Source organism: Azospirillum argentinense, assembly GCF_000632475.1.
Lineage (GTDB): Bacteria > Pseudomonadota > Alphaproteobacteria > Azospirillales > Azospirillaceae > Azospirillum > Azospirillum baldaniorum.
The window spans coordinates 724,904-735,530 of sequence record NZ_CP007795.1; the positions used below are offsets into that span (position 1 = coordinate 724,904).

The 10,627-nt window shown below is 67.4% G+C and carries 9 protein-coding genes; all 9 read left to right on the top strand.

What is annotated here, in order from left to right; translation table 11 throughout:
* The first annotated feature begins 24 nt into the window (after window positions 1-24).
* Complete coding sequence (locus ABAZ39_RS25605) at window positions 25-921, top strand: branched-chain amino acid ABC transporter permease (protein WP_040136833.1); 897 nt, start codon at window positions 25-27, stop codon at window positions 919-921.
* Window positions 918-2,723, top strand: a complete 1,806-nt coding sequence (locus tag ABAZ39_RS25610) for a branched-chain amino acid ABC transporter ATP-binding protein/permease (RefSeq protein WP_144243630.1) — start codon at window positions 918-920, stop codon at window positions 2,721-2,723. The genes ABAZ39_RS25605 and ABAZ39_RS25610 overlap by 4 nt, the downstream gene beginning before the upstream one ends.
* Window positions 2,717-3,442 (top strand): ABC transporter ATP-binding protein, encoded by a 726-nt coding sequence (locus ABAZ39_RS25615; RefSeq protein ID WP_040136835.1) that lies wholly within the window; start codon window positions 2,717-2,719, stop codon window positions 3,440-3,442. Before ABAZ39_RS25610 ends, ABAZ39_RS25615 begins: the two co-directional genes overlap by 7 nt.
* Window positions 3,443-3,511: 69 nt before the next feature.
* Entirely contained in the window at window positions 3,512-4,972 is a 1,461-nt protein-coding gene (locus ABAZ39_RS25620; RefSeq protein WP_040136836.1) for an aldehyde dehydrogenase family protein, read from the top strand.
* Window positions 4,973-4,999: 27 nt separating this feature from the next.
* On the top strand, window positions 5,000-6,163 hold the full coding sequence (locus ABAZ39_RS25625; RefSeq protein WP_040136838.1) for an iron-containing alcohol dehydrogenase: 1,164 nt from the start codon (window positions 5,000-5,002) through the stop codon (window positions 6,161-6,163).
* A 588-nt stretch (window positions 6,164-6,751) separates the two neighbouring features.
* Complete coding sequence (locus tag ABAZ39_RS25630) at window positions 6,752-8,710, top strand: hybrid sensor histidine kinase/response regulator (RefSeq protein ID WP_040136840.1); 1,959 nt, start codon at window positions 6,752-6,754, stop codon at window positions 8,708-8,710.
* Window positions 8,711-9,078: 368 nt separating this feature from the next.
* Entirely contained in the window at window positions 9,079-9,207 is a 129-nt protein-coding gene (locus ABAZ39_RS37425; RefSeq protein ID WP_257722226.1) for a hypothetical protein, read from the top strand.
* An 8-nt stretch (window positions 9,208-9,215) separates the two neighbouring features.
* Complete coding sequence (locus ABAZ39_RS25635) at window positions 9,216-9,632, top strand: YsnF/AvaK domain-containing protein (RefSeq protein ID WP_051658538.1); 417 nt, start codon at window positions 9,216-9,218, stop codon at window positions 9,630-9,632.
* A gap of 4 nt (window positions 9,633-9,636) precedes the next feature.
* Entirely contained in the window at window positions 9,637-10,566 is a 930-nt protein-coding gene (locus ABAZ39_RS25640; protein ID WP_040136842.1) for a YsnF/AvaK domain-containing protein, read from the top strand.
* Window positions 10,567-10,627: the final 61 nt, after the last annotated feature.

Here is a 10,627-nt window from a genome sequence, read left to right on the forward strand (position 1 = left end):
CCAACCGTCACGGAGGGTGACCCCATGCTGCAAGCCATCATCGGCGGGCTGACGCTGGGCAGCGTCTACGCCCTGATCGCCCTCGGCTTCAACCTGACCTACACCACCACGCGGACGCTGAACTTCGCGCAGGGCGACTTCGTGTCGGTCGGCGCCTTCGTCGGGCTGGGAACGGTGGGGGTGCTCACCGCGGCGCTCGGCGCCGACGCGGTCGGCTATGTCTGGCTCTACGCGCTGGCGGCGGTCGCCGCGGCGCTGGCGATGGGGGTGCTGGGGCTGCCGCTGTATCTGGCGGCGATCCGGCCCTTCGCCGGCAAGCCGGGCATGTCCTGGGTGGTCAGCACGATCGGCTTCGGCATCGTCCTGCAAAGCGCCGCCCTGTCGGTGTGGGGGCTGGGAGCGCGGATGCTGCCCGCCCCCTTCGGCGACGAGGTGTTCCGCGTCGGCGAGGCCGGCTTCCGCTCGCAGGAACTGGTGGTGCTGGTCCTCGCCTTCGCGATCCTGGGGGCGTTCGACGTCGCCATGCGCCGCACGGCCATTGGCCGCTGCATGAGGGCGGTGGCGCTGAACCGCGACGCCGCGGCGCTGATGGGCATCGACGTGCCCCGCGTCATGGCGATGGCCTTCCTCGCCAGTTCAGCGCTGGCCGGGCTGAGCGGCGTGCTGGTCGCGCCGATCCTGTCGGCCTCCCTCTTCATGGGGGTCATCATCGCCCTGAAGGGCTTCTCCGCGGCGATCATCGGCGGCCTGACCAACCCGCGCGGATGCATGGCCGGCGGCCTGCTGATCGGTCTGGTGGAGTCCTTCACGGCCCTGTGGAGCGCGCAATGGCGGGAAATCATGGTCTTTCTCCTGGTCATCCTGGTGCTGGCCATGGCGCCCAACGGCCTGTTCAGCCGGAAGCTGGTGGAAAAGGTATGATGGAGGCCTCCGTACTCCGGCCGGCGGCCCGCCGCTTCGCCCTGCTGCGGGCGGCTCCGGCCCTGGGCATCGGCGCGGCGCTGGTGGCGCTCGCCCTGACGCTCAGCAACGATTTCTACCTCTACGTCGCCTTCATGGCCGGCGTTTACTACATCTGCGCCTCCGGCATGAACGTGCTGGCCGGCTATGCCGGGCAGAAGTCGCTCGGGCAGGCGGGGCTGTTCGCGGCGGGGGCCTACACGGTGGCCCTGCTGACGACCCGGCTGGAGGTCCCGCCGGCACTGGCGCTGGCCGCCGCCCCGCTGGTGGCCGCCGCGGTCGGCGTGCTGATCGCCCTGCCGTCGCTGCGGGTGAAGGGACCCAGCCTCGCCCTGGTCACGCTGGCCTTCGGGCTGGTGGTGGAGAAGCTGGTGACCGAATGGACCGACCTGTTCGGCGGCGCCCAGGGCATCTACGGCATCGCCCCGCTGGCGCTGGGCGACGAGCCCTTCGCGCTCAAGCACTGGGTGGTCCTGGTCATCGTGCTGGGCGTGGCGGTCCATCTCGCCCTGTCGCATCTGCTGAACGGGCGTTTCGGCCGTGCCCTGCTGGCGCTGCAAAGCGACGAGATCGCCGCGGAGTGCGCGGGCATCTCGGTCTACCGCTACAAGACGCTGGCCTTCGTGCTGGCCGCCGCGCTGTGCGGGCTGGGCGGCGCGCTGGTGGCGCAGCAGAATCAGTATTTCAATTCCGATTTCGTGACCTTCCACCTGTCGGTCTTCATCCTTCTGCTGGTGCTGCTGGGCGGGGCGGGCAACATCTACGGACCCATCGCGGGTGCGGCGATCCTCACGTTGACCGAGGTGTTCCTGGCGCAATGGCCGTCGGTGCAGCACTTCATCTACGGGGCGATGCTGCTGTTCGCGCTCTACCTGATGCCGACGGGCGTCGCCGGCGCAATCGCGCGCGTCCTGCCCCGCCGGATGGCCGTCCTGGATGGGGTGGAGACTCCCCCGCTGACCGCGATGGAGCGCGGCCGGGCGGAGCCGTCCGCCGGCCCCCTGCTGGCCAGTTCCCTGCTGGAGGTGACCGACGTCAGCAAGGCGTTCGGCGGCGTGGTGACCGCCGACAAGGTCGGGCTGCGGCTGCACGCCCACCGGATTCACGCCCTGATCGGTCCCAACGGCGCCGGCAAGAGCACCCTCATCAACATCCTGACCGGCGTGATCTCCGCGGATTCCGGAACCATCCGTCTGGCCGGGCAGGACATCACCCGCGGCACGGCCCACGCCCGCGCCGCCCGCGGCATCGCCCGCACCTTCCAGAACCTGCGTCTGTTCGGCTCCATGACGGTGCTGGACAACGTGCTGATCGGCGCCCACGCACGGATCGGCGTGACCGGGCGGGAGGAGGATGCCGTCGCCAAGGCGAAGGCCGTCCTGGACTTCGTCGGCCTGGGCGAGCACGCCGGGGCGCTGGCCGGCAGCCTGCCCTACGGCCTGCAACGCCGCGTCGAGCTGGCCCGCGCGCTGGCCGGAGACCCGGTCCTGCTGCTGCTGGACGAACCCGCCGCCGGCCTGAACCCACGGGAGACCGCCGAGCTTGGGCAGCTCATCAAGCGCATCGGCCAGCTCGGCGTCGCGGTGCTGATGGTGGAGCACGACATGGGCCTGGTGATGAGGATCTCCGACGAGATCGTCGTCCTCGACCGGGGCGTGGTGATCGCCGAAGGCGCCCCCCGCGACATCCAGACCAACCCCCGCGTCATCGAGGCCTATCTGGGCCGCGAGGACAACCCGGACAAGGAGGAGCGCCCATGCTGACCGTTGCCGACCTGAGCGTCTCCTACGGGCCGATCCGCGCCTTGCGCGGGGTGTCCATCCGGGTCGGGGCCGGCGAGATCGTCGCTCTGATCGGCGCCAACGGCGCCGGAAAGAGCAGCCTGCTGCGCGGCATCACCGGCCTCGTCCCGGCGACCGGGCGGGTGACCTTCGACGGCCGGCCGATCGACACGCTGAGCACCCCGCAGCGCGTTGCGCTGGGCGTCGCCATGGCCCCGGAGGGGCGGCAGATCTTCACCGACCAGACGGTTCACGAGAATCTGCTGCTCGGCGGGCATCTGCTGCGCGGCCGGCCGCAGCGGGTCGCCGCCAACATCGACCGCTTCTACGCGCTGTTCCCCCGGCTGTTGGAACGGCGGGACCAGATCGCCGGCACGCTGAGCGGCGGCGAGCAGCAGATGCTCGCCATCGCCCGCGCCCTGATGACGGAACCCAAGCTGCTGATTCTCGACGAACCCTCGCTCGGGCTCGCGCCCATCATCACCGCCGACATCTTCCGGACTCTCGTCGGCCTGCGCCGGGACGGCATGACCATCCTGCTCGTCGAGCAGATGGCCAACCAGGCGCTGGCCATCGCCGACCGCGCCTATGTGCTGGAAGGCGGGTCGATCGTGCTGGAGGGCGCCGCCGCCGCGCTGCGCAGCGATCCCCGCATCCGCGAAGCCTATCTCGGCGGCGACCTTGCCCATCACGCCGCCTGACCGGCGGTTTCCTTCCTGATCGGCCGCCCGATCGGCGGCCCTGTCACACTCCAAATTCGGATTCCCACCATGTCCCTGCCTTCCTACGATTGCTTCATCGACGGCCAATGGCGCCCGGCCCATTCGCGCGAGACGCTGGAGATCCTCGATCCCGCCGACGGCGCCGTCCTCGCGCGCATCGCCCGCGGCGGCGCATCGGACATCGACGAGGCCGTGCGGGCCGCGCAGACGGCGCTGCCGGGCTGGGCCGACTGCGTTCCGGTGCAGCGCGGCCGCGTCCTTCACGCCATCGCCCGCCGCATCCTGGAGGAGCAGGACCGCCTCGCCCGCCTCGAAAGCCAGGACACCGGCAAGCCGCTGGCCCAGGCGCAGGCCGACGCGGTCGCCGCGGCACGCTTCTTCGAGTATTACGCCGGCGTCGCCGACAAGGTGCTGGGCAGCTCCATCCCGCTCGGCCCCGACTACGCCGACTTCACGGTGCGCGAGCCGCTGGGCGTGACGGCGCAGATCGTCCCCTGGAACTACCCGTTGCAGATCGCCTCCCGCGGCTTGGCGCCGGCGCTGGCGACCGGCAACACGGTGGTTCTGAAGCCCGCCGAGCTGGCCTGCCTCAGCGTGCTGGAGCTGACCCGCATCTGCCACGAGGAGGGGCTGCCCCCCGGCGTGCTGAACGTCGTTCCGGGACTGGGGCAGGAGGCGGGTTACGCCCTCGCCGCGCACCCCGGCGTCAATCTGGTCGTCTTCACCGGATCGGTCGCCACCGGCGCCCAGGTGATGCGCACGGCGGCGGACAACATCGTCCCGGTGCTGCTGGAGCTGGGCGGCAAGTCGCCGAACATCGTGCTGGCCGACGCCGACCTCGACGACGCGCTGCCGGTGCTCCTGAAGGCGGCCTTTCCCAACTCGGGCCAGACCTGCTCGGCCGGGTCGCGCGTCCTGGTGCAGCGCGCCCGGCACCGCGAGCTGGTCGACCGGCTGGCGGCGCTCTGCCATGGCCTGAAGGTCGGCCCCGGCCTGCAAAACTCCGACATCGGCCCGCTGGTCAGCCGCGCCCAGCAAGGCAAGGTGCTGGATTACATCGCCATCGCCCGCGACGAGGGGGCGGAGGTCATCACCGGCGGGACGCCCCTGCCCGGCGCCGACCTCAGCCACGGAAACTTCGTGTCGCCGACGCTGCTGGACGGCGCGCGCCCGGAGATGCGCGTCCATCGGGAGGAAATCTTCGGCCCGGTCCTGACCATCCTCCCCTTCGACGAGGTCGAAGAGGCGGCGGCGCTCGCCAACGCGACCGACTACGGGCTGGTCGCCGGCATCTGGGGCCGCGACGTCGGCGCGACCAACTGGCTGGCCCGCACCGTCAAGGCGGGGCAGATCTTCATCAACTGCTACGGCGCCGGTGGCGGAGTGGAGCTTCCCTTCGGCGGGTACCGCAAGTCCGGCTTCGGGCGCGAGAAGGGCCTCGACGCGCTGCTGTCCTACACGCAGGTGAAGAACATCTGCACCCGCATCGCCCTGCCCCGCCGCTCCTGAGCCCTTCCGCACCACGAGGCCCCCGCCATGTCCGCCTTCCCCGTTTCCTCCTTCTCCTGCCCGACGAAGATCCTCTTCGGCGTCGGGGCGCACGAGCAGCTTCCCGACGTCCTGCGCGAATGGAACGCCGTGCGCCTGTTCGTCCTGCTGGACCCGGCCCTGGCCGACAGCGTCATCTTCCGCCGGATCGAGGCGCTTCTGACCGGCAGCGGCGTCGCCCTGTCCGTCTTCACCGGCATCGAGCCGGAACCGGGCGACCGGACGGTGCAGGCCGCCTTCGAACGCTGCCGGGAGCAGGACGCCCAGGCGCTTCTCGCCATCGGCGGGGGAAGCACCATCGACGTGGCGAAGGCGGTGAGCATCCTGATGACCAACGGCGGCCGGATCGCCGATTATGAGGGGATCGAAAAGTTCGCGATCCGTCCGCTGCCATTGATCGCCGTGCCCACGACCGCCGGCACCGGGTCGGAGGTGTCGGGGGCCTGCGTCATCACCGACACCGCCCGCAAGACCAAGATGGCCATCCGCCACGCGGCCTTCAGCCCGGCGCAGGTCGCCATCCTCGATCCCCTCGCGGTCGGCTCGATGCCGGCCCATGTCGCCGCGCACGCCGGGGTCGACGCCTTCGTGCACGCCTTCGAATCCTACCTGTCCAAGCGGGCGACGGTCTTTTCCGACGCTGTGAACCTGCACGCGATGACGCTGATCGCCGGCAGCATCCGCCCCTTCGTCGCCGACCGGACCAACGTTCCGGCGGCGCTGGACATGCTGTGCGGGTCGGCGCTGGCGGCGATGTCCTTCGGCGTCACCGGGCTCGGCAACGTGCATTGCATGGCGATGTCGGTCGGCGCCCTGTTCCCCGTTCCGCACGGCCTGGCCAACGCGGTCTGCCTGCCCTACGCGGCGGCCTTCAACGTGCCGGCCAAGCCGGAGCGCATGGCCCGGATCGCCGAAATCCTGGGGGTGGACACCGCCGGCCTGCCCCTGGACCAAGCCGCGGAGACCGCCGTGGACGGCCTGCGGACGCTGTGCGCCGACCTCGGCATCCCGCCGCGCCTGCGCGATGTGGGCGTGACCGAGGATCGGCTGGACGAAATGGCCCGGCGCAGCTATGCGGCCGATTACAACCGCTGGAATCCGCGCCACACCAGCGAGGCGAATTTCCAGGAGCTGTTCCGCGCGGCCTTCTGATCCGAAGCGGGCGGGCCGCCGCCGCGAGCCCGTCCTTGCCGATGCGGTGGCCGGCTGCGGAGGTTCACTCACCGTTGCCGAGAGCTGCGCCGGATCTGGTTGTGGCTCATGGCGAGACCGTATCGGAGCCGAAGCACGTCTTTCCCCTTCCTCATCGCAGTCCTCGTTCCCGGCGTGCCGTTTCCCCTCTTGGTTGAGGGGAAACGGCACGGGCCGTTACGGATGCGACAAGGGCGCGAGAAGCTTCTCGGCCGCTCGCCCCGTTCCCCTGCTCATGCCGCCGTACAGGCGGTTCACTTTCCTCCGGTCGTCCTGTTCCGTTTCGTACGCACTGTGCAGCCCTCGATCAGCGTGGCAATCTGGCCGTCATCCGCATCGCCGTCATCGCCAAGCCGGAGCGGGTGGGCTGATTGCACCCGGCGCTACAGGTCGGTCGATGCCCAGGCGGTGTGCGCTCTTGCCGGCTTGGTACGAGGTGCGAGCAACCCTGGGTTTCCCAAAATGCGGTGTCGTTGAGTGACGTCGGCAACAGCGATAATGTAGCCATCATCGTTCGACGTGCTGCGGAGAGTCTTGGTGGAGAGTGAGTTGCCGACCGGCGTTGGCGGGGAGCCGCTGTCGGGCGAGCGGCGATTCGAACTGCTCGTCAACAGCGTGCACGATTACGCCATCTACATGCTCGACCCGCAAGGGATCGTGACCAGCTGGAATCCGGGTGTCCAGCGGTTCAAGGGGTACACAGCCGCGGAAATCATCGGCCAGCATTTCTCGCGCTTTTACACCGATGACGATCAGCGTGCCGGAGTGCCGCAGCGGGCGCTCTCCATCGCCTCGATCGAAGGAAAATTCGAGGCGGAAGGTTGGCGGGTCCGCAAGGACGGCACGCGCTTTTGGGCCCATGTCATCATTGATCCCATCCGTGACGACGCCGGGAAGCTGATTGGCTTTGCCAAGATCACGCGCGACGTCACCGAGCGCAAGCAGGCGCAGGAGGCTCTGCAACAGAGCGAGGCACGCTTTCGCCTGCTCGTCCAGGGAGTGGTCGACTACGCGATCTTCATGCTCGATGCGACCGGGCATGTCACGAACTGGAATTCCGGTGCCCAACGAATGAAGGGCTACGCTGCCGAGGAGATCATCGGAGAGCATTTTTCCCGCTTCTACACCGCTGAGGATCGTGCCGCCGGTATCCCGCTGCAAGGGTTGCGCACCGCTGAGCAAACCGGAAAATTCGAAACCGAAGGCTGGCGGCTCCGTAAGGATGGCACCCGCTTCTGGGCCAGCGTCGTCATTGACGCGATCCGGGATGACAACGGGCGCCTCGTCGGTTTTGCCAAAGTCACCCGCGACATCACCGAACGCAAGCTGGCGCAGGAAGCGTTGGAAGAAACCCGCGCGGCACTCTTCCAGGCGCAGAAGATGGAAGCCGTGGGCCAGCTGACCGGCGGCATCGCGCACGACTTCAACAATTTGCTTCAGGCCATTGGCGGCAGTCTGGAGGTCATCGAACGGCGGCTCATGACGGGGCATGGCGACATCGAGGCGTATGTGACCGCCGCCAGAACCTCGGTTGATCGGGCGAAGACTCTGACACAAAGGCTGCTCGCCTTTTCCCGCCGACAACCGCTTCAACCCGAGCGCACCGACCTCAAGACGCTCGTGGCTGGACTGCGGGACCTGATCGAACGTTCGGTCGGCGAGGCGATCCGGGTCGAGACGCGGCTGGCTCCCGAGTTGTGGCCAATCTGGGCGGACGCCAATCAGGTCGAGGCTGCGCTGCTGAACCTGGCCATCAACGCCCGCGATGCAATGCCCCATGGCGGACAACTCATCATCCAGGGCGTCAACATCCATCTGGATGCAACCGCGGCGGCTTCGGAGACCGGAGTGCGGCCCGGCGACTACACACTGCTTGAGGTGGCCGACACCGGCACCGGTATGCCGCCGGACGTTCTCGACCGTGCCTTCGAACCATTCTTCACGACGAAGCCGCTTGGTCAGGGAACAGGGCTGGGGTTGAGCCAGATCTATGGCTTTGCCCGTCAGTCGGGTGGGTATGTCCGGATCGACAGCGAAGTGGGACATGGAACCTCCGTGAAACTGTACCTGCCTCGCTCTCACGAAGCGGAAACTCTCGCATCCGCCCCTGTGAAGGCCCCCGATCAGCCGCAGCAGCCGGCGCCGGGAACCGTGCTGGTGGTGGAGGACGAACCGATTGTCCGCATGCTGCTTGTGGAAGCGCTCCGGGAGCAGGGGGCGACGGTCTGGGAGGCCGAGGATGGAAACGAAGCCTTGGCCATCCTCAACTCCCCGGTGGGGATCGACCTTCTGGTAACGGATGTCGGCTTGCCAGGAATCACCGGACAACGGGTTGCGGAAACAGCCCGGTCATTGCGGCCGGACCTGAAAATCATATTTTTGACCGGCTACACCTGCAATGCCGTGCTGGACAAGGAACTGCTGGCGCCACACACACGACTTTTGAGCAAGCCCATTGCCATTGACCAGTTCCTCGCCCAGGTGAATGCAATGCTGCGCACCGGCTGAAAATTCTTTGGCCTCCCTCATCCCTGGTTAGGCGGTATCCTGTTCCAGCAGGCCGCAGGTGAAGTCGGGCTGGTTCACCAGGGGACCGATGCCGTCCGCTTCAGTGCTGTCGGCTCTGTCGCAGCGTTTTCGCAATGGCGGAAAACGGGGAAATCCCGACCTCTTCCACCAACGATGCCGGACGTGCAGTCGGGCCTTTTTTTATCTGGTCTTTGCACATCGTTGCGCCGGCCGGAGCGCCACAACGGCTGGGCTCCCAGCCCATCCAGGCCAAAAGACAATGCCCTGTTTTCATCTCTCCTTTCTTTACCGGAACGGTGAAGAGGAGCTGCTGTTAAGACCCCAGTGGCCCAGCCGGAGATGACGTCATGGCGAACGATCAAGGTCCCAAAAAGTTCGGTGTTTATGAAGCTGCAAGCGCAGGTGGTCTCAATTGGACGTGGATCATCGTCGGGCTGATCGTGATCGCGATCCTCCTGTACTTTTTCTTGCGCTAGGGTGCGTCATGGCCAGCGACCGCGAAGAGGTCGTTCCGCTTCATGAGGAAACCGCCTCGGTTGGCAAACGCCAGGTCGAGCGCGGTCGTGTGCGGGTGACCACCAAGGTCACCGAGCATGAGGAACTCGTCCGGCAGGCGCTGAAGCGCGAGGATGTCGAGATCGTTCGAGTCCCGGTGAACCGTGCCATCGATGCCCATCCGGACATCCGCCAGGATGGCACCACAACCATCATCCCGGTGGTCGAGGAGATGCTGGTGGTCGAACGTCGGCTGGTTTTGCGGGAAGAGATCCATCTGCGCAAGACCACGAGCACCGTCCAAGCCGAGCAGCCGGTCACTCTCCGTTCGGAAGAAGCCATCGTCGAATTCATTGACGAACCTGGGGTGCGGGATGCCAGGACCGACCAACCCAACGAGGACTAGGCTCATGAACAAGACCATCATTGCCCTTTACGATACGCGCGCCGACGCCGAAGCGGCCCTGCGGGATCTCGAAGCCGAAGGCTTCGACCGCAGCGTCGGTGAGATCGTCTCGCACAGCGACGCCGGTGGCGGCGGTGGCTTCCTGTCCCGCCTGAGCAATTGGAACGTCCCGGACACCGATGCTCACGTCTATGCCGAGGGGATGCGGCGTGGCGGCACGCTTCTGAAGCTGCGGTTGGACGATGAGGACGTGGATCGGGCCATCGTGGTTCTGGAGCGCGGCACCGTTGTCGATATCGAACACCGGGGCGAGGCGTACCGCTCGAGCGGATGGACGGGTTACGACGAGACGGCCGCGCCATATGACGAAGCGTCGGCCGCCGAGGAGCGGGCACGCTATGCAGTTGGCGGGGCGGGAAGCAATGCCCAGCTCGGCAACGCGGCCGAAGCATTCCGCAACGTGAACACGACCGACACCACGGCGGATGCCACGATGAACACCGGGGTTGGCAGCGGTCGCGAAGAGGTGGTTCCGGTCACCGAAGAGGAGTTGTCCATCGGCAAGCGCGCCGTGGAGCGCGGGGTCGTGCGCGTGCGCACCTATGTGATCGAAACACCGGTCGAGGAGCAGGTTCGTCTGCGCGACGAGACGGTCTCGGTTGAACGCCGTCCCATCATGCGCGAGGTTGGAGACGTTCCGGCCGACGCGTTCCGTGAACGCACCATCGAAGTGAGCGAAACCGACGAAGAGGCGGTGGTCCAGAAGCGCGCGGTGGTCAAGGAAGAGGTGGTCATCCGCAAGGATGTCGAGGAACGCGCCCAGACCGTGTCGGATACGGTTCGCCGCACCGAGGTTGAGGTTGAGGACGGCCGAACCGGACCGTCGCGCACTGGGGTGGAAAACACCGGGCGCCGGGACGACATCGAGCGGTAACGCTCACAGTAGCCACCTCACAAAGATCAAGGGGCGACCGTCGCCGCCCCTTGTTCCGCAC

What these genes read in the sequence shown, in the direction of transcription:
- ABAZ39_RS37425 (WP_257722226.1), top strand. Translation starts at nt 9,079, where the DNA reads ATGGCGAACGATCAAGGTCCCAAAAAGTTCGGTGTTTATGAAGCTGCA.
- ABAZ39_RS25635 (WP_051658538.1), top strand. Translation starts at nt 9,216, where the DNA reads ATGGCCAGCGACCGCGAAGAGGTCGTTCCGCTTCATGAGGAAACCGCC.
- ABAZ39_RS25615 (WP_040136835.1), top strand. Translation starts at nt 2,717, where the DNA reads ATGCTGACCGTTGCCGACCTGAGCGTCTCCTACGGGCCGATCCGCGCC.
- ABAZ39_RS25640 (WP_040136842.1), top strand. Translation starts at nt 9,637, where the DNA reads ATGAACAAGACCATCATTGCCCTTTACGATACGCGCGCCGACGCCGAA.
- ABAZ39_RS25605 (WP_040136833.1), top strand. Translation starts at nt 25, where the DNA reads ATGCTGCAAGCCATCATCGGCGGGCTGACGCTGGGCAGCGTCTACGCC.
- ABAZ39_RS25610 (WP_144243630.1), top strand. Translation starts at nt 918, where the DNA reads ATGATGGAGGCCTCCGTACTCCGGCCGGCGGCCCGCCGCTTCGCCCTG.
- ABAZ39_RS25625 (WP_040136838.1), top strand. Translation starts at nt 5,000, where the DNA reads ATGTCCGCCTTCCCCGTTTCCTCCTTCTCCTGCCCGACGAAGATCCTC.
- ABAZ39_RS25620 (WP_040136836.1), top strand. Translation starts at nt 3,512, where the DNA reads ATGTCCCTGCCTTCCTACGATTGCTTCATCGACGGCCAATGGCGCCCG.